Genomic DNA, 20,943 nt, shown 5'->3' with positions numbered 1-20,943 from the left:
TTATTTTTTTAGGCTATTGAGGCGCTTTTTGTGGCGAGGGAACTTGCTCCCGTTGGGCTGCGAAGCGGCCCCTGGGGGCCATAAACAGCCGCTGGTTCCGGGAACAGGCGAAGCAAACTCAGGTACACCACCGAGGCCAGCCCCAGCGTCACCGGCAGGCTGATATCGATGCCGTCGGCCAGGTTGCCCAGCGGCCCGACAAACTGCCCCGGCAAATTGACGAAGCACAAACCCACCAGCGCGCTCGGGATCCAGGCCCCCAGCCCGCGCCAGTTCCAGCCATGGCTGAACCAGTAGCGCCCGCCGGTTTCACCGCGAGTGAATACCTGCAAGTCGTCCGGGCAGTAGAAGCCGCGGCGCACAATCAGGCCGATGATCATCATCACCATCCAGGGCGTGGTGCAGGTGATGATCAGCACGGCGAAAGTCGACACGCTCTGCACCAGGTTGGCGGCGAAACGTCCGATAAAGATGAAGGCAATCGACATCACGCCGATCAGCAGCGTGGCCTTGACCCGTGACAGCAGGCGCGGAAACACGCTGGACATGTCCAGGCCGGTGCCATACAGCGAGGTGGTGCCAGTGGACATGCCGCCGATCACCGCGATCAGGCACACCGGCAAGAAAAACCAGGTGGGCGCCACCGCCAGCAAACCGCCGACGTAGTTGTTCGTCGCAATGTAGTCCGGTGCCTTGATCGCCACGATGGTCGCGGTGGCCAGGCCGAACAGAAACGGGATCAACGTAGCGATCTGAGCCAGCACGACCGCCAGCATGATGCGTATTTTCGGCGTCTCACGCGGGATGTAGCGCGACCAGTCACCGAGGAATGCACCGAAGGAAATCGGATTGCTCATGGCCACCAGCGCAGCACCGATAAAGGCCGCCCAAAAGCCGGTCTGGCCGAGCCCGACGGTGCCGGCGAAGTGGCTGTCGAAGGCCGGCGCAAACGCGAAGATGCCCAGCAGGAACAGCAGGCTCGCCGCCCACACCGCGATGCGGTTGACCCACAGCATGAAGCGAAAGCCATAAATGCACACGGTGAGCACAAGCAGGGCGAACAGGCCGTAGGCCAGGCCCAGCGTCAGGTCGGTTTCCGGCAGGCCGATCAGCCGTTTCGCACCGCCGACCAACGCATCGCCTGAACTCCACACCGACAGTGAGAAGAAGGCAATCGCCGTCAGCAGCGAAAGAAACGAGCCGACTATGCGCCCGTGCACACCAAAGTGCGCACCGGACGACACGGCATTGTTGGTGCCATTGATCGGCCCGAACAGGCCCATCGGCGCCAGGATCAGCGCGCCCACCAGCACGCCCAGCACAATCGCCCAGACGCCGGCCTGGAACGACAAACCGAACAGCACCGGAAACGAACCCAGCACGGCGGTGGCAAAGGTGTTGGCACCGCCAAAGATCAGTCGGAACAGATCCTTGGGCCCGGCAGTACGTTCGTGGTCCGGGATCTGTTCGACCCCGTTGGTTTCTATCGTTCGAATACTTTTATCGTTGTTTTTATTATTCATGATCAGCTCCGATCACATTGGCTAAGGGGGCGGCAGCCCTTCCGGCATAGCGGACAAATGTTCGTGACAGGCCAGCCACAGGCCTTGTTTTTGTTGTGTGCCAGACCCTTGCCGTGTGAAGACAATGGTCTCGCGTTCCTGGCTAAAAAATTGCTCCCCTTTCATGCGCAGCTCGGTGGCCACGTCATGCATAAAAATCGCCACGTCACCTTGCAGGCTGACAAAGGCGTTGCTTGAAGTGCAGGACAGCACCTCAAACCCCTCGTCCCGGCGCCAGCTGTCCCACAACGCCTGGTAGGCATCGCGGCTGAGCAGCGGCTGGGGGAGGGTGTAAAACACAAAGCTGGCATCGGCCGTGAACGCGCCGAAGTAGGCGGCGCGGTCATTGCGGGCGAAGGCCGAGACCAGGTCGGCCGCGGCTTGCAGCACCTCGTGCGTGCTCATCAGCGATGCGCCACGCCGGGCAGTACACACAGCATCTCGTACAGCAGGTTAGCGCCGAGCAGCGAGGTGTTGCCGGTGGTGTCGTAAGGCGGCGAAACTTCTACCAGATCGCAACCAATCAGGTCGAGGCCCTGGCAACCACGGATGATCTCGATCGCCTGGATGGTGGTCAGCCCGCCGATTTCCGGCGTGCCGGTGCCCGGTGCCCAGGCTGGATCGATGCCGTCGATGTCGAAGCTCAAATACACCGGGCCGCCGCCGACTTTTTCACGCACTTCAGCCATCAATGGCGCGAGCGAGTGGTGCCAGCATTCTTCAGCCTGGACCACGCGGAAGCCCTGTTTGCGGCTCCAGTTGAAGTCTTCGGCGGTGTAGCCCTGGGCGCGCAGGCCGATTTGTACGACGCGATCGCAATCGAGCAAGCCTTCTTCCACCGCGCGGCGGAAGGTGGTGCCGTGGGCGATTTTCTCGCCGAACATGTGATCGTTGACGTCGGCGTGGGCATCGATGTGCACCAGCCCGACCTTGCCGTGTTTCTTGTGGATCGCCCGCAGGATCGGCAGGGTGATGGTGTGGTCGCCGCCCAGGGTCATCGGGATCACGTTGTGCTCGAGGATCTCATCGTAGGCTTCTTCGATGATGCGCACAGCGTCGAGCAGGTTGAAGGTGTTGATCGCCACGTCGCCGATGTCGGCAACCGACAGGGAGTCGAACGGTGCGGCGCCGGTGGCCATGTTGTAAGGGCGGATCATCACCGATTCGGCGCGGATTTCCCGCGGCCCGAAACGGGTGCCGGCGCGCAGCGAGGTGCCGATGTCCAGGGGCACGCCGACAAAGGCGGCATCCAGGCCTTTGGCCGTTTGCAGGTGGGGAAGTCGCATCATGGTGGCGATGCCGGCGAAGCGCGGCATTTCGTTGCCGCCCAGTGGTTGGTGAAAAATCTTGTCCACGGGATTGCCTCATCGTTGTTTTGTTTATTAGGGGCCGATTCTGCGAAAAGCCCAGGGCGGGAAGAATCGGCAGGGGCAAATACTTAGTTCAGATTTTTCTAAACTAATGCCTGGGGTAAACTCCCCGGCCTGTGTTGGGCGCAACCGATCCTTTCTGTCGAGCCCCTGCCCAGTGTGGGAGCTGGCTTGCCTGCGATAGCGGAGGGTCAGCCACATAGCTTTTTTTGATACGCCGCCATCGCAGGCAAGCCAGCTCCCACAATGGGATCGCGTGCATTCGCTGAATCTGGAGAACCCATGGCCAACGCCTTGCCCGACCTGAAACTCCTGCGCATCTTCGTCAGCGTCGTGCGCCACCAGGGGTTTGCCAACGCCCAGCACGAACTCAACCTGTCGACGTCGGCCATCAGCACTTATATGAGCCAGCTGGAGTCGGCGTTGGGCCTGGTGCTGTGCCATCGCGGGCGCGGCGGGTTCAGCCTGACCAGCAAGGGCGAGCTGTTCCATCAGGAAACCCTGCGGCTCCTGGGCGAATTGGAAGGCTTCGAGCAATACGCTGCAGCGCTCAAAGGCGAGTTGCGCGGCACACTGAAGCTGGGCGTGCTCGACTCCACCGTCAGCGACAAGGCGCTGCCGTTCGCTGAGGTGATTGGCGCCTACAGCCAGGAACACCCGGCCGTGCATTTGCACCTCTCGGTGATGAGCCCTTACGAACTGCAACTGGGTGTGCAGGACAATCGTCTGGATTTGGCCATTGGCGCCTTTTCCAACCGCATGAGCGGGCTGATCTACATGCCGCTGTACCGCGAGCAACACTGGTTGTATTGCAGCACCCGCCATCCGTTGTTCAACGAACGGCGCATCCCCGAACAAGTGATCACCCAACAGCGCATGGTCGGGCGCGGCTACTGGAGCCAGGCTGAACTGGCGCGCCACGGCTTCAAACACAGCGCGGCAACGGTGGAAAGTATGGAAGCTCAGTTGATTCTGGTGCTGTCCGGCGCCTACATCGGCTACCTGCCCGAGCATTACGCCCAGGCCTGGGCCGACAAGGGCGACCTGCGCGTATTGTTGCCGGCGACCTTCGGCTATCAGGCGCCATTTTCGATGATCATGCGCCGGGGCCGTAGCCGCGAGCCGCTGATCCAGACCTTCCGCGATTTACTCAAAGCACAGCTCAACCAGGCCTGAAACCATGTCCCGACCCCAATGCTCCCGCTGCCTGCGGCCTGTCACCCATTGCCTGTGCGCGCTGATCCCCAGCCTCGACAGCCGCACCCGCGTGTTGCTGTTGCAGCACCCGAGTGAGGTCAACCATGCGCTCAATACCGCGCGGCTGGCAGCGTTGGGGTTGAACAATGCGCAATTGGTGGTGGGCGAGGTGTTTGAGGATTTGCCGACCTTATTGAACCCGCCCGGCTACCAGGCGCGGTTGTTGTTTCCCGCTGAGGATGCGCAGCCTTTACAGGCCTATACCCCGACTGACGAACCTATGCTGCTGGTGGTGCCTGACGGTACCTGGCGCAAGGCGCGCAAATTGTTGCACCTCAATCCGTTACTGGCGGCCTTGCCTCGAGTGGCCCTGGCCGAGGGTGCGGTGTCCCGCTACCGGCTGCGCAAGGCGCCCGGGCCAGGTGCGTTGTCGACGGTGGAGGCGATTGTGCAGGCATTGCAGGTGCTGGAGGCGCCGGCGTCTTTTGACGCATTGCTCAAACCGTTTGAGGCGCTTATTGAGGGGCAGATTGCTGCGATGGGAGAAGAGGTGTTTCGTAAAAATCATGGCGACGGGCAGTTGGGGTAGCCGGTTCACCGAGGTGCGGCCTTCGCAGGCAAGCCCGCTCCCACATTGATCCCGGATACCTGTGGGAGCGGGCTTGCCCGCGATAGCGCCGTTGCAGGCCACACACCACTCGCTTATTCCTATAAGCCATAAGCACCATACTTTGCGTGATATGGCCCGCCAGCCTTTCCCGGTATGATGTTCGCCCCCGCAGTCTGGATTGCGAATACGCCATGACCTTGCAGTACCCTACAATCGCCGATTGCGTCGGCAACACGCCCCTGGTCCGCTTGCAACGCATGGCGGGTGAAACCAGCAATACCCTGTTGCTCAAGCTCGAAGGAAACAACCCGGCCGGGTCCGTCAAGGACCGCCCGGCGCTGTCGATGATTGCCCGCGCGGAACTGCGCGGGCAGATCAAGCCCGGCGACACCCTGATCGAAGCCACCTCGGGTAACACCGGCATCGCCCTGGCCATGGCCGCGGCCATCAAGGGTTACAAGATGGTATTGATCATGCCCGACAACGGCAGCGCCGAACGCAAGGCGGCAATGACCGCCTACGGCGCCCAGCTGATCCTGGTCACCCAGGAAGAAGGCATGGAAGGCGCCCGCGACCTCGCCGAGCGCATGGCCACCGAAGGCCGTGGCGTGGTGCTCGACCAATTTGCCAACGGTGATAACCCGGAGGCGCACTACACCACCACCGGTCCGGAAATCTGGCGTCAGACCCAGGGCACCATCACCCATTTCGTCAGCTCGATGGGCACCACCGGCACCATCATGGGCAACTCGCGCTACCTCAAGGAGCAGAACCCGGCGATCCAGATCGTTGGCCTGCAACCGATGGAAGGCGCGGCTATCCCCGGCATTCGCCGTTGGCCCGAAGAGTACCTGCCGAAGATCTACAACGCGACGCGTGTGGACCGCATCATCGATATGGCCCAGCGCGAAGCCGAAGACACCACCCGCCGCCTGGCGCGTGAAGAAGGCATTTTCTGCGGCGTGTCCTCCGGTGGCGCCGTGGCCGGTATGTTGCGTTTGTCCAAGGAAGTGGAAAACGCAGTGATCGTCGCGATCATCTGTGACCGAGGCGACCGTTACTTGTCGACCGGCATTTTCGACGAACCCAACTGATGGCCAAGCACGAGAGAGGCCTGCGCTTTCAACCGACGGGCGGCAGCCGGGCCCCGCAAATTCCGGTAGGCAAGAAGCAGCGCCTGACCATCGAGCGCCTGGCCAACGACGGCCGCGGCATTGTGTTCTTTGAAGGCCGCACCTGGTTTGTAAATGGCGCGCTCGCCGGCGAAGAGGTCGAAGCACGGGTATTGGGCGCCCACGGCAAAGTGGTCGAAGCCCGCACCGAGCGCGTGTTCACGGCCAGCGAACTGCGCCGTCCGGCACCCTGCGCCCATTTTGGCCGCTGCGGCGGTTGCAGCGTGCAGCACTTGCCCCATGCCGAACAACTTGCCCTGAAACAGCGCATGCTCGCCGAACAACTGTCTCGCGTCGCCGGTGTCGAACCGCAGGTGTGGGCCGAACCTTTGAGTGGCCCGGAATTCGGCTACCGCCGACGCGCCCGCGTGGCGGTACGCTGGGATGCCAAGGCGAAAAAACTTGAAGTGGGTTTTCGCGCCGTGGCCAGCCAGGACATCGTCGCCATCGATGATTGCCCCGTGCTGGTACAAGCCTTGCAACCGATCATGCAGCGTTTGCCGAACATGCTGCGCCGCCTTAGCAAACCGCAGGCGCTGGGGCATGTGGAGTTGTTCAGCGGCTCGTCGATTGCCGTGCTGCTGCGGCATATGGCGCCGTTGTCCGAGGCAGACCTGCTGATCCTGCAGGAATTTTGCACCTTCCATGACGCGCAGTTGTGGCTGCATGGCGAGGGCCAGCCGGAGCCGGTCGAGACGGATTCGGCGTTGGGTTATCGGTTGGAACAGTGGGATTTGGAGCTGGCTTATCGGCCCGGGGATTTTGTGCAGGTCAACGCCGGCGTCAACGCCGCGATGGTCGCCCAGGCCCTGGAATGGCTGGCGCCACAGCCCGACGAGCGGGTACTGGATTTGTTCTGCGGGCTGGGCAACTTCGCTTTGCCACTGGCCCGGCAAGTGCGTGAAGTGGTCGCGGTAGAAGGCGTGCAGACCATGGTGGACCGGGCGGCGCAGAATGCCGTCAGCAACAATTTGCATAATGTGCAGTTTTTTCAGGCCGATTTATCCCAGCCTTTGACTGACGCGGAGTGGGCCAAACAGGGCTTTTCTGCGGTACTCTTGGACCCACCCCGTGATGGTGCCCTGGAGGTTGTGCGCAAGCTCGCGACCCTTAAGGCCAAGCGTCTGGTGTATGTGTCCTGCAACCCGGCCACGCTGGCGCGGGACACGGTTGAGTTGGTCAAGCAGGGCTACCGGCTAAAACGTGCCGGGATCCTCGACATGTTTCCGCAAACCGCGCATGTCGAGGCCATGGCGTTATTTGAAGCGGGCTAGGATGCCCGTTTAATCCGACTGGCCTGCATTCTCCAAGGCCGTGACCTGCCAGGGAGTGTGTGTAAGCTTTATTCAGGTAAAGCAGGTCAGCGATGATTTTTGGCGCATTAAAGGTGCGTCGTAGGGAAGGTAAGCAAGATGGTACAGGTGAGAGCACACCAGCCGATCAACACCGACGGCAGTATCAATCTCGAGGCATGGCTGGATCATGCCGTCAGTGTCGACCCGGCACTGGACCGTGAAGCCTTGAAAGCAGCCTGCGAGTTCGCTCGTGAGTCTGAACAACAAGACAACGCGGCCAAAAACCTCTGGGCGGAGGGCACGTCAAGCTTTCGCACCGGGTTGGAAATCGCCGAGATCCTCGCCGATCTCAAGCTCGACCAGGATTCGCTGATCGCCGCCGTGCTCTATCGCGGCGTGCGTGAAGGGCACATCCCGTTGCCGACGGTCAGCCAGCGTTTCGGCGCGGTCGTGGCCAAACTGATCGACGGCGTGCTGCGCATGGCGGCTATCAGTGCCAGCCTCAGCCCGCGCCAGTCGATGGTGCTGGGCACCCAGGGCCAGGTCGAGAACCTGCGCAAAATGCTGGTGGCGATGGTCGACGACGTACGCGTTGCGCTGATCAAGCTGGCTGAACGCACCTGCGCGATCCGTGCGGTGAAGACCGCCGACGACGAAAAGCGCAACCGGGTGGCGCGCGAAGTCTTCGACATCTACGCGCCGCTGGCGCATCGCTTGGGCATCGGCCATATCAAGTGGGAGCTGGAGGACTTGTCCTTTCGCTACCTCGAGCCCGATCAATACAAACAGATTGCGACGCTGCTGCATGAGCGGCGGCTCGACCGTGAGCGCTTTATCACCGACGTGATGGGCCAGCTGCGTTCCGAGTTGCAGGCCACCGGCGTTGACGCCGACATCAGCGGCCGCGCCAAACACATCTATTCGATCTGGCGCAAAATGCAGCGCAAGGGCCTGGCCTTCAGCCAGATCTACGACGTGCGCGCCGTGCGCGTGCTGGTGCCGGAAATGCGCGACTGCTACACCGCGCTGGGTATCGTCCACACCTTGTGGCGGCACATTCCCAAGGAGTTCGACGACTACATCGCCAACCCCAAGGAAAACGGCTATCGCTCCCTGCACACTGCGGTGATCGGCCCTGAGGGCAAGGTGCTGGAGGTGCAGATCCGCACCCACGCCATGCACGAAGAGGCTGAACTTGGGGTGTGCGCGCACTGGCGCTACAAGGGCACCGACGTCAAGGCCGGGTCCAACCAGTACGAAGAGAAAATCTCCTGGTTGCGCCAAGTGCTCGAGTGGCACGAAGAACTCGGCGACATCGGCGGCCTTGCCGAACAGCTGCGGGTGGATATCGAGCCCGACCGCGTTTATATCTTCACCCCCGACGGCCACGCCATCGACTTGCCCAAGGGCGCCACGCCGTTGGACTTTGCCTACCGCGTGCACACCGAAATCGGTCACAACTGCCGGGGCGCCAAGATCAACGGGCGCATCGTGCCGCTCAACTACAGCCTGCAGACCGGTGAACAGGTCGAGATCATCACCAGCAAGCACGGCACGCCGAGCCGCGACTGGTTGAACCCGAACCTGGGTTACATCACCACATCGCGGGCACGGGCGAAGATCGTCCACTGGTTCAAATTGCAGGCGCGCGACCAGAACGTCGCGGCCGGTAAAACCTTGCTCGAACGCGAGCTGGCGCGCCTGGGCCTGCCGCAGGTGGACTTCGACAAGTTGGCCGAAAAAGCCAACATGAAGATTGCCGAGGACATGTTCGCAGCCCTTGGCGCCGGCGACTTGCGCCTGGCGCAACTGGTCAACCTGGCGCAGCAACTGGTCGAGCCGGAGCGCGGCAGCGAGCAGTTGGAGCTGATCCCGCGCAAAGCCACCGGCTACAAACCGGGCAAGCGCGGCGATATCCAGATTCAGGGCGTGGGCAACCTGATGACGCAAATGGCCGGCTGCTGCCAGCCGTTGCCGGGCGACGCCATCGTCGGCTACATCACCCAGGGCCGTGGCGTAAGCATTCACCGCCAGGATTGCGCCTCAGTGCTGCAACTGGGCGGGCGCGAGCCGGAGCGCATCATCCAGGTCAGCTGGGGTCCGGTGCCGGTGCTCACTTACCCGGTGGACATCATCATTCGCGCCTACGACCGTTCCGGCTTGCTGCGTGACGTGTCGCAAGTGCTGCTCAATGAGCGGATCAACGTGCTGGCGGTCAATACCCGCTCGAACAAAGAGGACAACACGGCGTTGATGTCTCTGACCATCGAGATTCCGGGCCTGGACGCGTTGGGTCGGTTGCTGGGGCGGATTTCCCAGTTGCCGAACATCATTGAGACGCGGCGTAATCGCACACCATGAGCAGCTGGATGAGCGCGGACTGAAAATGTGGGGCAGTTTTATGTGGGAGCTGGCTTGCCTGCGATAGCATCGCCTGGGTCTGCCAGCTACACCCAGTCGCCTGCATCGCAGGCAAGCCAGCTCCCACTGAACGCGGACAGAGATTGACTGATGTATTCACTTGAAGACCTGCTGCACCTGATGAACCGCCTGCGAGACCCAAAGTACGGGTGCCCGTGGGACATCAAGCAAACCTACGCAACCATCGTCCCGCACACCCTGGAAGAAGCCTACGAAGTCGCTGATGCCATCGAGCGCGGCGACTTTGATCACCTGCAAGGCGAACTGGGCGACCTGTTGTTTCAGGTGGTGTATTACAGCCAGTTGGCGCGGGAGGAGGGGCGTTTTGAATTTGCCGGGGTGATCGACAGCATTACCCGCAAGTTGATTCGCCGCCATCCTCACGTGTTCCCGACGGGTGATCTGTATGCGCCGCTGGATATTCCTCAGCTGAGCGAAGAGCAGGTCAAGGAGCGTTGGGAGCAGATCAAGGCTGAGGAGCGCGCGGAAAAGTCCGACGCGCCACTGCAGCTGTCCCTGCTCGATGACGTGCCCACGGCATTGCCGTCGCTGTCGCGCGCCGCCAAATTGCAAAAGCGCGCCAGCCAGGTCGGCTTTGACTGGCCCGCCGCCTTGCCGGTGGTGGACAACGTGCGCGAAGAGCTGGATGAAGTGCTCGAAGCCATGGCCGATAACGACCCGGTGGCGATTGCCGATGAAGTCGGTGACCTGCTGTTTGCAGCGGTCAACCTGGCCCGGCATCTGAAGGTTGACCCGGAAGCTGCGTTGCGTGGCGCCAATGCCAAGTTCGAACGACGTTTCCGATTTATCGAACAGGCATTGCGCGATACGCATCAATCCATAGAAGATTGCACCCTCGAAGAGTTGGACGCCCTGTGGGGTGAAGCCAAACGCCAGGAAAAGAATCTGTCCAGCTGCGGTTAAGCAGTTGCCTAAGTGAGTAAGCACCATGAGCCTTTCCCTTCGCGACCAGTTGCTTAAAGCAGGTCTGGTTAACCAAAAGCAGGCCAAGCAGGTCGGCAAAGAGAAACAGAAGCAGCAGCGCCTGGTCCACAAGGGCCAAGCCGAAGTGGACGACACCCAGGCACGCCTGGCCGCCGAGGCGCACGCCGAGAAGGTCAAGCGCGACCAGGAGCTGAACCGCCAGCAGCAGGAAAAAGCCGAGGCCAAGGCCCGTACGGCCCAGGTCAAACAATTGATCGAGACCTCGCGCCTGCCTAAGCTGACCACCGAGGACTACTACAACTTCGTGGATGACAAGAAGGTCAAGCGCCTGTCGGTCAACACGCTGATGCGCAACAAGCTGAGCAACGGCTCCCTGGCAATCGTGCACCATGGCGGCGGTTACGAGGTGATCCCGCGTGAGGCGGCGCTGAAGATTCAGGAGCGTGCGCCGGAGCGTATCGTGCAGCTCAATATCCTCACCGAAAGCCAGGTGCCGGATGAGGATGATCCATACGCCGCGTACCAGATCCCGGATGACTTGATGTGGTAAGGCGTTAAAACAATCGGGCGTGCCAGGCGCGCCCAACGCCAAAGCCTATAAACACAAACCCCGCTCAAAAGGCGGGGTTTGTGTTTATAGGCACCCTGGCTGCGTGGGGCTGGGGGCCTAGCGGATTTCAGTATTCAGGAGCTTTGTGCCTGGCGTTTCATCTCTAGAGATTCGAGCTCGTTTTTATAATTGTGGGCTTCGTTCTCGTTGTGGAACATGCCGACCAGCTGGTCTTGTTGATGGACATCCCAGATATGAATCCCATGGCCCAGTGCTTCGTGAGACATGTGTGCATCGTCGCGTTCAGTTACTTTTACAGTCATCTGCTTGCTCCAATCTCTGGTTGATCTGCGGCAAGTCGTCGCAGGCCTCTTTTATATGTTTTGTTAGCTTGCTAAGTAAACCGATTTTGCACGCAACAATTCATTGCACAAACTGCAACTGTCCCGCAGGCCCCGTAATCCGCGACATTGCGTCGCAGGGGGCTGAGTTTTATGACAAAAGTTTCATGTTCTTCTTGGTCTTTAGCCTTGTTCTGCCCACTCCAACGCCATCGCAGGCAAGCCAGCTCCCACCGTTGAAATGCATTCCAGTGTGGGAGCTGGCTTGCCTGCGATAGCGGTAGACGCTCCAACACACAACCTGCAGGCGAAAAAAAGCCCCGCATTCAGCGAGGCTCGTTTTTCAGCTCATCAGCCGATCAGCTCCCTTTGACAGCCTTGCCGTCAACGGTGCCGTCCAGCAGCATGATGTTGTATTCCTTGCCGTCGGTTTCCACCTGACGCAGGGCAACCAGGATGCCGCCCCAGTCCTTGGCAAACCACATCTGGGTGATGCGCTTGCTCTGGGAAGGGTCGCGCACGCGCTCAACCTTGATCGCATCGATGGCGCCGGCTTTGGTCTGGACCTTTTCCGGGCCGATCACGCGAAAGTCATAAGTATCGACGTCGGTGCCTTCGACCACGCGGTAGCTCATGCTTTTTTTGCCGGCGGCGACGTCGCGCTGCAGGGCAAGCTGATAAGTCGATTTGTCGAGCATGCCACTTTCGAGCGTGACGTTGACCGGGTCCTTGTTTTCGAAACCGGTGACCTTGTTGGCCGCGTGGTCGAAATCCAGGTTGATCTTCTTCGCCTTGCCCAGGCCGCCGCGTTCGAAGCTGTAGCTCTTGGGTTGCAGTGCGTCCTTGTCGAACAGGATCACGCTGGTTTCGGTGAGGCTGGCGATCATCATGGAAGCCTTGAAGTTCAAGGTCCAGGTGCCATTGTCATTCTTGGTCAGGCTGCGTTCGGCCGAACCACTCATGGGCAACTGTTTCCAGTCGGCGGTGTAGCTGGCGGAGAAAGGGTGAAGGTCTGCTGCTTGCACGGCAGGCAAGGCGAACAGCGCAAAAGCGAAGAGCAAGGCGCGACGCATAAAATCTCCTAGGTTCGAATCAAGTGGCCGCTGGCCGCAAGTAATTGGCCGTCCAATAATGCACCGTGATCGCCAAGAATCAACCGCCCCTCGGCAAACCAGCGAACAGCCAGCGGGTAAATCCTGTGTTCCTGGGTGTGAACCCGTTGCGCAAGTGTCTGCGCTGAATCTGCAGACTCTACCGGAACCACTGCCTGTACGACCAGAGGGCCGCCATCGAGTTCCTCGGTCACAAAGTGCACGCTGCAGCCGTGCTCGCTGTCGCCAGCCTCAAGCGCACGCTGGTGCGTGTGCATGCCTTTGTACTTGGGGAGCAGGGAGGGGTGGATATTGAGCAGGCGCCCTTCGTAGTGCCGCACGAAATTGGCGCTCAGAATGCGCATGAAGCCGGCGAGGACCACGAGTTTGGGGTTGAAGGCGTCGATCAGTTCGATCAAGGCGCTGTCGAAGGCCTCGCGGCCTTCGAAAGCCTTGTGATCCAGGGAGCGGGTTTCAATGCCCGCGTCCCTGGCGCGTTGCAGGCCGTAGGCGTCGCTGCGATTGGAGATCACCGCAGCGATGCGCACCGGGCTATCGCCGGTGCGCGTGCTGTCGATCAGGGCCTGCAAGTTACTGCCGGTGCCGGAAAGCAGCACCACGACATCACAGGTCTGAGACATCAATGAGCCTTGAGGTTCTTCAGTTCAACCTGAGCTGCGCCTTCCGGGGCAGTCGCGATCTGGCCGATGACCCATGGCTGCTCGCCCGCTTCACGCAGAACGTTCAGCGCCGCTTCAACATGCTCTTGAGCCACGCAGATGACCATGCCGACGCCGCAGTTCAGCACGCGGTGCATCTCGGTCTCGTTGACGTTGCCTTTCTCTTGCAGCCAGTCGAATACCGCAGGACGCTGCCAGCTGGCCACGTCGACAATCGCCTGGGCGCCTTTTGGCAGGACGCGCGGGATGTTGTCCAGCAGGCCACCGCCAGTGATGTGGGCCATGGCTTTGACGGCGCCAGTGTCCTTGATCAGCTTGAGCAGTGGTTTGACGTAGATGCGTGTCGGGGCCATCAGCAGGTCGGTCAGCGGCTTGCCGTCGAGTTGGATGTTCTCGATGTCGGCGCCGGACACTTCGATGATCTTGCGGATCAGTGAGTAGCCGTTGGAGTGCGGGCCCGAGGATGGCAGCGCGAGCAGGGCGTCACCGGCAGCGACTTTGGAGCCGTCGATGATTTCGGATTTTTCGACAACGCCGACGCAGAAACCGGCCAGGTCGTAGTCTTCGCCTTCGTACATGCCTGGCATTTCAGCGGTTTCGCCGCCGACCAGGGAGCAACCCGACAGTTCGCAGCCCGCGCCAATGCCGGTCACAACCTGAGTCGCGGTCTCGACGTTGAGCTTGCCGGTGGCGTAGTAGTCGAGGAAGAACAGAGGCTCGGCGCCGCACACCACCAGGTCGTTGACGCACATGGCAACCAGGTCGATGCCGATGCTGTCGTGCTTGTTCAGGTTCAAGGCCAGGCGCAGCTTGGTGCCCACGCCGTCGGTGCCGGAGACCAGCACAGGCTGCTTGTAGCCGGCCGGGATTTCGCAGAGGGCGCCAAAACCGCCCAGGCCGCCCATGACTTCGGGGCGCGCAGTGCGCTTGGCGACGCTCTTGATGCGTTCGACCAATGCTTCACCGGCGTCGATGTCTACACCGGCGTCCTTGTAGCTCAGGGAGGGTTGCTTGCTCATGATCCAGGCCTTTAGGGGGATTTCTGGGTAACGACCGAGCTGGCGAAGGCTTTCGTGAAGAGGCCCAGCCGTTGACGGTCTGCGAAGGCGCGCGATTTTATCAGGCTTGAGGGGCAGCGGCCATCCTCGGGCCGACGGGCAGGGCCATAAAGGTTAAAAAGCGCGGTTAAAAAATTGCTAATCGTCTCTGTGATGGCGCGTATTAAGGTATAGCCTTTAACCCGCTATCGTTATGACAGTACGAAAACTTACCGCGACCCTGTGAATGTTTTACCGGCTGCTGTGGTCACAGCCTGGCAAGCCGGGTTCACGCGGTCTGTTCCAGCCGCTAAATTTGTCGTTCGGGAATCTTCCATGCGTCTGTGTAAATTCTTCTTTGTAGGCTGCTTGTCGTTGGTCAGCCTGGCGAGTCATGCCGAAACCCTCAATGGCCTGTATCAAGTGCTTGAACCGGTCAGCAGCCAGTCGCCCCAAGAGCGCGACCAAGCGACCCAGCGAGCCGTGCAAACCCTGGTGATCCGCCTGACCGGCGACGCCAAGGCCGCCGAAGGCCCGGGCCTGGCGGCAATTCGCAAAGATCCGCAGCAAATCATCAGCCAATATGGCTACGACGCTGGCCCACCCGAGAGCCTGCAGGTGGATTTCGACCCGGTGAGCACCGATCGCGCCCTGCGTGCAGCGGGCCTGTCTATCTGGGGCAGTAATCGGCCGTCGATTCTCGGCTGGTGGCTGAACGACTCCACCGAAGGCAGCAGCCTGGTGGGTGATGGTCAAGCCATTGCCGGTGCCCTGCGCCGTGCGGCGCAACACCGGGGTTTGCCGTTGCGCCTGCCGTTGGGTGATCTGGATGAACAGGTCGTCGCCACTGCGCCGAATCTGGAAAGCGCCGATGCCACGCCACTGCGTGCAGCCTCCGAGCGCTACGGGGCCGACGCGTTGCTCGCGGTGCACGCCCGTCAGGAAGGCAATCAGTGGCAGGCCAAATGGCGCCTGTGGCTGGGCGACAAAACTGAGCAGGGCACCGCCCAAGGCGCCGACACCGCTGCCGTGGCCGACGCCGTATTGCTCGCTGTCAGCCAAAAGCTGGCGCCACGTTTTGCGGTCAAGCCCGGTGTGAGCAGTGAGCAATTGCTCGAAGTGCAGGGCATGAACCTGGAACGCTACGCTGCACTGGGCCATCTGCTCGAACCTTTTGGTGGTCAGCCGCAGTTGGTCGACGGCACTCGCATTGTGTACCGCGTCAACGGCAGTGCTGATCAGTTGCGTACTCAGTTGAGCCTGGCCAAGTTGCAGGAAGTGCCTGCGGGCGAAGCTGCTGTTCAGCCGCCGGTGGCAGAGGGTGCCCAGGCACCCGCAGCACCTGAACCTCAGGCTCAGCTGCGTTTTCGGTGGTAAGTGTTCTTCCTCTATAGATAGAAGCAAATAATGGAGTGGTTTATGGCGGATACGCGTCGTTGGGTGTGGCTTGGCGGGATTGTCCTGCTGTGCGTTTTTGTGTTCTTGCTACATTCGATCCTGACGCCGTTCCTGGTCGCGCTGCTGCTGGCTTACCTGTTCGATCCCGTGGTGGATCGCCTGGAGAAGGCCGGCCTGTCGCGCACCTTGGGTGTGGTAGCGGTGTTTGCCTTGTTCACGTTGATCATCACCGCGCTGGTATTGGTGCTGGTGCCGATGCTGGCCAAGCAGCTGTTTCGCCTGTATGAACTGGCGCCGCAGATGCTTGACTGGCTGCAGCACACGGCAATGCCGTGGGCGCAGGCCAAGCTGGGGCTGGCGGACGGTTTCTGGAAGTTCGACAAGGTCAAGGCGGCGATCAGTGAGCACATGGGGCAGACCACCGATATTGTCGGTGTCGTGCTCAGTCAGGCCACGGCGTCCAGTTTGGCATTGATCGGTTGGTTGACCAACCTGGTGCTGATCCCGGTGGTGGCGTTCTACCTGCTGCGTGACTGGGACATCATGATGGCCAAGATCCGCGGCCTGCTGCCGCGCAACAACGAGGAGCGCATCGTCTCCCTGGCGGAAGAGTGCCATGAGGTGCTGGGCGCGTTTGTGCGGGGCCAGTTGCTGGTGATGCTCGCGCTGGGGATCATCTACGCCGCGGGGTTGATGGCGATCGGCCTGGAGCTGGGCCTGTTGATCGGCTTGATTGCCGGTCTGGCTGCCATCGTGCCGTACATGGGCTTTGTGATCGGGATTGGCGCGGCGCTGGTGGCGGGGTTGTTCCAGTTTGGCGGCGACCTGTACCCGATGCTCGGGATTGTTGCGGTGTTTATGGTCGGCCAGGCCCTTGAAGGGATGGTGTTGACGCCCTTGCTGGTGGGCGACCGGATCGGCCTGCACCCGGTGGCGGTGATCTTCGCGATCCTGGCTGGCGGTGAGCTGTTTGGTTTTACGGGCATCCTGTTGGCGCTGCCGGTGGCGGCGGTGATCATGGTGCTGGTGCGCCATGTGCATGATCTGTACAAGGATTCGGATGTGTACACCGGGGTTGAAGACCCCGACCTGTAACCGCTTCGTCACAAACCCGGCCCAGGCCGGGTTTGTTGTTTCTACGGGCAGGGCGTCAAACAATTGCGCAAATCGCCCAAGTTAACGCAAACCTTTGATTTTGCTTGTGGTCTGCTGCATTGTGCGCCCGGCGTCACGGGTATAAACTTTGCAAACTTTACACAGAGGCCACTAACGGTTCGTTTGGAGCCGTTCAGTCAGCATGAAACCGATTCAGCTGCCCTTGGGTGTGCGTCTGCGTGACGACGCCACCTTTATCAATTACTACCCAGGCGCCAATGCCGCTGCACTCGGCTATGTCGAGCGGCTTTGCGAAGCCGACGCCGGGTGGACTGAAAGCCTGATCTATCTGTGGGGCAAGCACGGCGTGGGGCGTACCCACCTGTTGCAGGCGGCGTGCCTGCGCTTCGAGCAAATGGGCGAACCGGCGGTTTACCTGCCGTTGGCGGAGTTGATGGACCGTGGTATCGGCATCTTCGACCACCTGGAGCAATACGAACTGGTGTGCCTGGATGATCTGCAGGCGATTGCTGGCAAGGCGGATTGGGAAGAGGCGCTGTTCCACCTGTTCAATCGGCTGCGTGACAGCGGCCGGCGCCTGTTGATCGCCGCGTCTACCTCGCCGCGTGAATTGCCGGTGAAGCTGGCCGACCTCAAGTCGCGCCTGACCCTGGCGCTGATTTTCCAGATGCGCCCATTGTCCGACGAGGACAAATTGCGTGCCCTGCAATTGCGTGCATCCCGTCGCGGCCTGCACCTTACCGACGAAGTCGGGCATTTTATTCTCACTCGCGGCACCCGCAGCATGAGTGCATTGTTCGATTTGCTCGAACAGCTCGATCAGGCCTCGTTGCAGGCCCAGCGCAAGCTGACCATCCCCTTCCTCAAGGAAACCCTCGGCTGGTAGCCAGCCCTTGTAGTGCGCGGCTTTCGGCAAATTTCAGGCGCCAGAAAACCTGCGTTTGGGCCGCTTTGGCCACGCAAAAGGCATGTAATGGGTGTTAAGCGGTTAGATGTCATCGTTCAAACAAGAAGTCACATAGATCACGATTGAATTTGCAAATCGATGTGATAGTGGGCATAGTCTCGACTTCTTTACATACCAGCCACGGTCGTGCCCATGCTAAATCGCTTCGCACCCCTCGTGCCTCTCGCACTCGTTACCCTGTTGTTCGGTTGCGCCACCCACACTCAAAACGTGGCTGAGCAGCAAAAACCAGCACAACAGTCCCAGGCAAAATTCGTTGCAACGCAGTCTTCCACTGTTTACGAGGAAGAAGTTGCAACTGAAAAAGAACTCGCCGACTTCGCCGGCAGCAAGCCTTACCAGCTTCCAGTTCTGGCCGACAGCATTCTTGAACGCGGCATGTCCCTGATCGGTACCCGTTACCGTTTCGGCGGTACCTCTGAGGCCGGTTTCGACTGCAGCGGCTTCATCGGCTACCTGTTTCGTGAAGAAGCCGGCATGAACCTGCCTCGCTCGACCCGCGAAATGATCAACGTGGATGCACCGTTGGTCGCACGCAATAACCTCAAGCCCGGTGATCTGCTTTTCTTTAGTACGGCGGGCCGTGGTCGTGTGAGTCACGCCGGTATCTACTTGGGCGATAACCAGTTTATTCACTCCAGCAGCCGTCGCAGTGGTGGTGTGCGCGTCGACAACCTGGGTGACAGCTACTGGAGCAAAACCTTCATCGAAGCCAAGCGCGCACTCGCCATGGCCCCGACGACGGTTACCGCTAGTAAGTAAAGTTAAAGTGATACTTGAAGTTTGACGTGTAAGCGCTAGAATCCCTGGATATTGTTGTAATCCGTTCGCGCGAGCTTTGCTTGCGCGTTCTGGTTTTCAGCGTTCGGCAGCGAAAAGCCGCATCCAGACCAGGATTGTTCTGCCCATGTCGACCTCAGCCCGCCTCATTCTTCTTGTTTGCGCCGCGCTCCTCAGCGCCTGCGCAAGCCGTCCACCGCCGCCCGCTCCCGTAGCGGTTAAGCCCAAGCCGGTGTTCAATTACTCCACGCAGAATTTTTCGCCGGCAGCCGAAGACGTGCTCTTTCGTGCGCTGGGCCTGGTCGGCACGCCTTATCGCTGGGGCGGCAACACGCCGGACTCCGGGTTTGATTGCAGCGGCCTGATCGGGTTTGTCTACCGTGACGCCGCGGGCATCAGCCTGCCGCGCACCACCCGTGAATTGATCGTGATGCGTGCCCAGGACGTGAGCGAAAATAACCTGCAGACCGGCGACCTGATCTTCTTCGCCACTGGCGGCGGCTCAAAGGTGAGCCACGCGGGCATCTACGTGGGCGAAGGGCGATTCGTGCATGCACCGCAGACCGGCGGCACGGTGAAGCTGGATACGCTGTCCAAAGCCTATTGGCAAAATGCCTACCTGAGCGCCAAGCGCGTGTTGCCGGCGAGTCTGGCGCGTAACCCGTAAGGCGAGTGCAGATCCCAATGTGGGAGCGGGCAAACCCGCTCCCACATTGGTTTTAGGCTGTACCCGGGATCGGCTATTTGGCTGCCGACACCCGCCACACCTTATTCCCCACGTCATCGGCCACCAGCAAATCTCCCTGCTGATCAATCACCACGCCGACCGGTCGGCCCATGGCTTTCTCATCGCTGTTGAGAAACCCGGTCAGCACATCCACCGGCTGGCCTTTGGGTTGGCCGCCTTCGAACGGCACGAAGATCACCTTGTAGCCACTGTGCGGTTTGCGGTTCCACGAACCGTGCTGGCCGATAAACGCGCCGTTGCTGAACTGCGCCGGCAGTTTGCTGCCCTCGGCGAAGGTCAGTCCCAAGGACGCGGTGTGTGGCCCCACGGCATAGTCCGGAGCGATGGCCTTGGCGACCAGGTCCAGGTTCTGCGGTGTGACGCGCACATCCACGTGTTGCCCGTAGTAGCTGAATGGCCAGCCATAAAACGCGCCATCCTTGACCGACGTGATGTAGTCCGGCACCAGGTCGCTGCCGATCTCGTCGCGCTCATTCACCGCCGTCCACAGCTTGCCGCTCTGCGGTTCCCAGGCCATGCCGTTGGGGTTGCGCAGGCCGGAGGCGAAAATCCGGTGCTGGCCTGTGGCGCGGTCGACTTCCCAGATCGCCGCGCGGCCTTCCTCGGCTGCCAGGCCGTTTTCGCCGACGTTGCTGTTGGAGCCAACACTCACGTACAGCTTGCTGCCGTCCTTGCTGGCCACCACGTTTTTCGTCCAGTGGTGGTTGATGCTGCCGCCCGGCAGGTCAACCACCGTGGTGCCGGCAGCCTTGATCGCGGTTTCGCCCGGTTGATAGGGGAAGCGCAGCAGTTTGTCCGAGTCCGCCACGTACAGGTCGTTGCCGACCAGGGTCATGCCGAACGGCGAGTTGAGGTTCTCCAGGAACACGGTGCGGGTCTCCGCCACGCCATCGTGATCGGCATCGCGCAGCAGGGTGATGCGGTTCGGGCTCGGCACGGCCGCACCGGCGCGCCCCATGACCTTCTCCATCACCCAGCCGCGAATGCCCTTGGCATCATCCGGCTTGGGCGGCGCGTTGGTTTCTGCCACCAGCACGTCGCCGTTGGGCAATACATACAACCAGCGCGGGTGATCCAGGCCGTCTGCAAACGCCGCGACCTGAGTGCCGGCGGCGGCCGTAGGCTTCGCGCCGTCTGGCCAGCCAATCGCCGGGGCAATGTTTACGGTGGGGATCAGGGTTTTGTTCGGCTCCGGCAGCTTGGGCGAAGGTCCGGTGCCGTCGGACACCTGCAGGGTAGAGCTTTCACCGCAGGCGGCGAGGGTGCCTGCGAGCATGATCAGTAAGGCAAGTCTGGTTTTATGCATGGTTTTCTCCTTGATACCTGTAAGGGTAGAGGCGTTTGCCGGTCCGATCGTTCAAGTGCAAGGCCGGCTTTAATTGACGCTCCACCCCCAACCCACTAACCTTCGCGGCTTGTTCCAGGTGCTCTGTGACCTGTGGGTCGACAGAGTGAAACAGGGAAGCCGGTGAGTGAGCGCACTTGTACACAGTGCTGCCGCGATTCCGGCGCTGCCCCCGCAACGGTAAATGAGTCAAAACGGTGCCTTTTGCCACTGTATCCGCGTGATATGGGAAGGCGCGCCGTCGGCCTGCTCGCTCGCTGAGCAAGCGCCACTCATGAGTCCGGAGACCGGCCTGGATCATCCAACAGCATCACGGTG

20 protein-coding genes and 1 riboswitch are annotated in these 20,943 nt (G+C 60.8%); of the genes, 12 read left to right on the top strand and 8 right to left on the bottom strand.

Translation table 11 applies throughout. The features are described 5' to 3' along the window. Nucleotides 1-8: 8 nt before the first annotated feature. Genes AB5I78_RS21055 through speB form a run of 3 tightly spaced genes read right to left on the bottom strand, consistent with a single transcriptional unit; the run spans nucleotide 9 to nucleotide 2,917 of the window. Nucleotides 9-1,523, bottom strand: coding sequence for a cytosine permease (locus AB5I78_RS21055; RefSeq protein ID WP_369301290.1), 1,515 nt, complete (start codon nucleotides 1,521-1,523; stop codon nucleotides 9-11). 21 nt (nucleotides 1,524-1,544) lie between these two features. Beyond that, nucleotides 1,545-1,967 (bottom strand): nuclear transport factor 2 family protein, encoded by a 423-nt coding sequence (locus AB5I78_RS21050; protein WP_369301289.1) that lies wholly within the window; start codon nucleotides 1,965-1,967, stop codon nucleotides 1,545-1,547. Beyond that, entirely contained in the window at nucleotides 1,967-2,917 is a 951-nt protein-coding gene (gene speB, locus AB5I78_RS21045; RefSeq protein ID WP_064453522.1) for an agmatinase, read from the bottom strand. Before speB ends, AB5I78_RS21050 begins: the two co-directional genes overlap by 1 nt. A gap of 297 nt (nucleotides 2,918-3,214) precedes the next feature. On the opposite strand from speB, the gene AB5I78_RS21040 reads away from it, so the two are divergent. The 7 genes from AB5I78_RS21040 (at nucleotide 3,215) to AB5I78_RS21010 (ending at nucleotide 11,122) form a co-directional block, all read left to right on the top strand. Next, complete coding sequence (locus AB5I78_RS21040; protein ID WP_049712094.1) at nucleotides 3,215-4,108, top strand: LysR family transcriptional regulator; 894 nt, start codon at nucleotides 3,215-3,217, stop codon at nucleotides 4,106-4,108. A gap of 4 nt (nucleotides 4,109-4,112) precedes the next feature. Continuing rightward, complete coding sequence (locus AB5I78_RS21035) at nucleotides 4,113-4,718, top strand: tRNA-uridine aminocarboxypropyltransferase (RefSeq protein WP_369301288.1); 606 nt, start codon at nucleotides 4,113-4,115, stop codon at nucleotides 4,716-4,718. Between the two features lie 212 nt (nucleotides 4,719-4,930). Then, entirely contained in the window at nucleotides 4,931-5,833 is a 903-nt protein-coding gene (cysM, locus tag AB5I78_RS21030) for a cysteine synthase CysM (RefSeq protein ID WP_369301286.1), read from the top strand. After that, on the top strand, nucleotides 5,833-7,185 hold the full coding sequence (rlmD, locus tag AB5I78_RS21025) for a 23S rRNA (uracil(1939)-C(5))-methyltransferase RlmD (RefSeq protein ID WP_369301285.1): 1,353 nt from the start codon (nucleotides 5,833-5,835) through the stop codon (nucleotides 7,183-7,185). Before cysM ends, rlmD begins: the two co-directional genes overlap by 1 nt. Nucleotides 7,186-7,323: 138 nt before the next feature. Then, entirely contained in the window at nucleotides 7,324-9,567 is a 2,244-nt protein-coding gene (relA, locus tag AB5I78_RS21020) for a GTP diphosphokinase (RefSeq protein WP_017134872.1), read from the top strand. Nucleotides 9,568-9,717: 150 nt separating this feature from the next. Next, nucleotides 9,718-10,551: a nucleoside triphosphate pyrophosphohydrolase gene (mazG, locus tag AB5I78_RS21015; RefSeq protein WP_369301283.1), complete on the top strand. Its 834-nt coding sequence runs from the start codon at nucleotides 9,718-9,720 to the stop codon at nucleotides 10,549-10,551. A gap of 25 nt (nucleotides 10,552-10,576) precedes the next feature. Continuing rightward, the gene (locus tag AB5I78_RS21010; protein WP_014719402.1) at nucleotides 10,577-11,122 is read left to right on the top strand and encodes a DUF2058 domain-containing protein; all 546 of its coding nucleotides are present in this window, start codon (nucleotides 10,577-10,579) and stop codon (nucleotides 11,120-11,122) included. A 134-nt stretch (nucleotides 11,123-11,256) separates the two neighbouring features. Here AB5I78_RS21010 and AB5I78_RS21005 read toward each other — a convergent pair whose 3' ends face one another. The 4 genes from AB5I78_RS21005 to purM all read right to left on the bottom strand — a co-directional run bounded on the left by AB5I78_RS21005 (nucleotide 11,257) and on the right by purM (nucleotide 14,253). Further along, entirely contained in the window at nucleotides 11,257-11,445 is a 189-nt protein-coding gene (locus tag AB5I78_RS21005; RefSeq protein WP_145158967.1) for a hypothetical protein, read from the bottom strand. 377 nt (nucleotides 11,446-11,822) lie between these two features. Continuing rightward, nucleotides 11,823-12,536, bottom strand: a complete 714-nt coding sequence (locus tag AB5I78_RS21000; protein WP_106576404.1) for a DUF3108 domain-containing protein — start codon at nucleotides 12,534-12,536, stop codon at nucleotides 11,823-11,825. 8 nt (nucleotides 12,537-12,544) lie between these two features. Then, nucleotides 12,545-13,195 (bottom strand): phosphoribosylglycinamide formyltransferase, encoded by a 651-nt coding sequence (purN, locus tag AB5I78_RS20995; RefSeq protein WP_145158965.1) that lies wholly within the window; start codon nucleotides 13,193-13,195, stop codon nucleotides 12,545-12,547. Further along, complete coding sequence (gene purM, locus AB5I78_RS20990) at nucleotides 13,195-14,253, bottom strand: phosphoribosylformylglycinamidine cyclo-ligase (protein ID WP_145158963.1); 1,059 nt, start codon at nucleotides 14,251-14,253, stop codon at nucleotides 13,195-13,197. Before purM ends, purN begins: the two co-directional genes overlap by 1 nt. 354 nt (nucleotides 14,254-14,607) lie before the next feature. Here purM and AB5I78_RS20985 point away from each other — a divergent pair, with 354 nt between their 5' ends. The 5 genes from AB5I78_RS20985 to AB5I78_RS20965 all read left to right on the top strand — a co-directional run bounded on the left by AB5I78_RS20985 (nucleotide 14,608) and on the right by AB5I78_RS20965 (nucleotide 19,199). Further along, on the top strand, nucleotides 14,608-15,648 hold the full coding sequence (locus AB5I78_RS20985) for a DUF2066 domain-containing protein (protein ID WP_242195690.1): 1,041 nt from the start codon (nucleotides 14,608-14,610) through the stop codon (nucleotides 15,646-15,648). Between the two features lie 42 nt (nucleotides 15,649-15,690). Further along, nucleotides 15,691-16,764, top strand: coding sequence for an AI-2E family transporter (locus AB5I78_RS20980; protein ID WP_242195687.1), 1,074 nt, complete (start codon nucleotides 15,691-15,693; stop codon nucleotides 16,762-16,764). A 202-nt stretch (nucleotides 16,765-16,966) separates the two neighbouring features. Continuing rightward, nucleotides 16,967-17,671, top strand: a complete 705-nt coding sequence (gene hda / locus AB5I78_RS20975) for a DnaA regulatory inactivator Hda (protein WP_017134884.1) — start codon at nucleotides 16,967-16,969, stop codon at nucleotides 17,669-17,671. 213 nt (nucleotides 17,672-17,884) lie between these two features. Then, nucleotides 17,885-18,514 (top strand): C40 family peptidase, encoded by a 630-nt coding sequence (locus tag AB5I78_RS20970; protein WP_106576408.1) that lies wholly within the window; start codon nucleotides 17,885-17,887, stop codon nucleotides 18,512-18,514. A 145-nt stretch (nucleotides 18,515-18,659) separates the two neighbouring features. Then, nucleotides 18,660-19,199: a C40 family peptidase gene (locus AB5I78_RS20965; RefSeq protein WP_145158957.1), complete on the top strand. Its 540-nt coding sequence runs from the start codon at nucleotides 18,660-18,662 to the stop codon at nucleotides 19,197-19,199. A gap of 73 nt (nucleotides 19,200-19,272) precedes the next feature. On the opposite strand, the gene AB5I78_RS20960 is transcribed toward AB5I78_RS20965, so the two are convergent. Next, on the bottom strand, nucleotides 19,273-20,586 hold the full coding sequence (locus AB5I78_RS20960; protein WP_369301280.1) for a sorbosone dehydrogenase family protein: 1,314 nt from the start codon (nucleotides 20,584-20,586) through the stop codon (nucleotides 19,273-19,275). 99 nt (nucleotides 20,587-20,685) lie between these two features. Then, a riboswitch (cobalamin riboswitch) is annotated at nucleotides 20,686-20,936 on the top strand. Nucleotides 20,937-20,943: the final 7 nt, after the last annotated feature.

Origin of the sequence: Pseudomonas sp. N2-3-1-14 (assembly GCF_041228395.1) — a bacterium.
Lineage (GTDB): Bacteria > Pseudomonadota > Gammaproteobacteria > Pseudomonadales > Pseudomonadaceae > Aquipseudomonas.
Note: the sequence above shows the minus strand (reverse complement) of the source record. Positions and strands in the feature narration are given on the sequence as shown.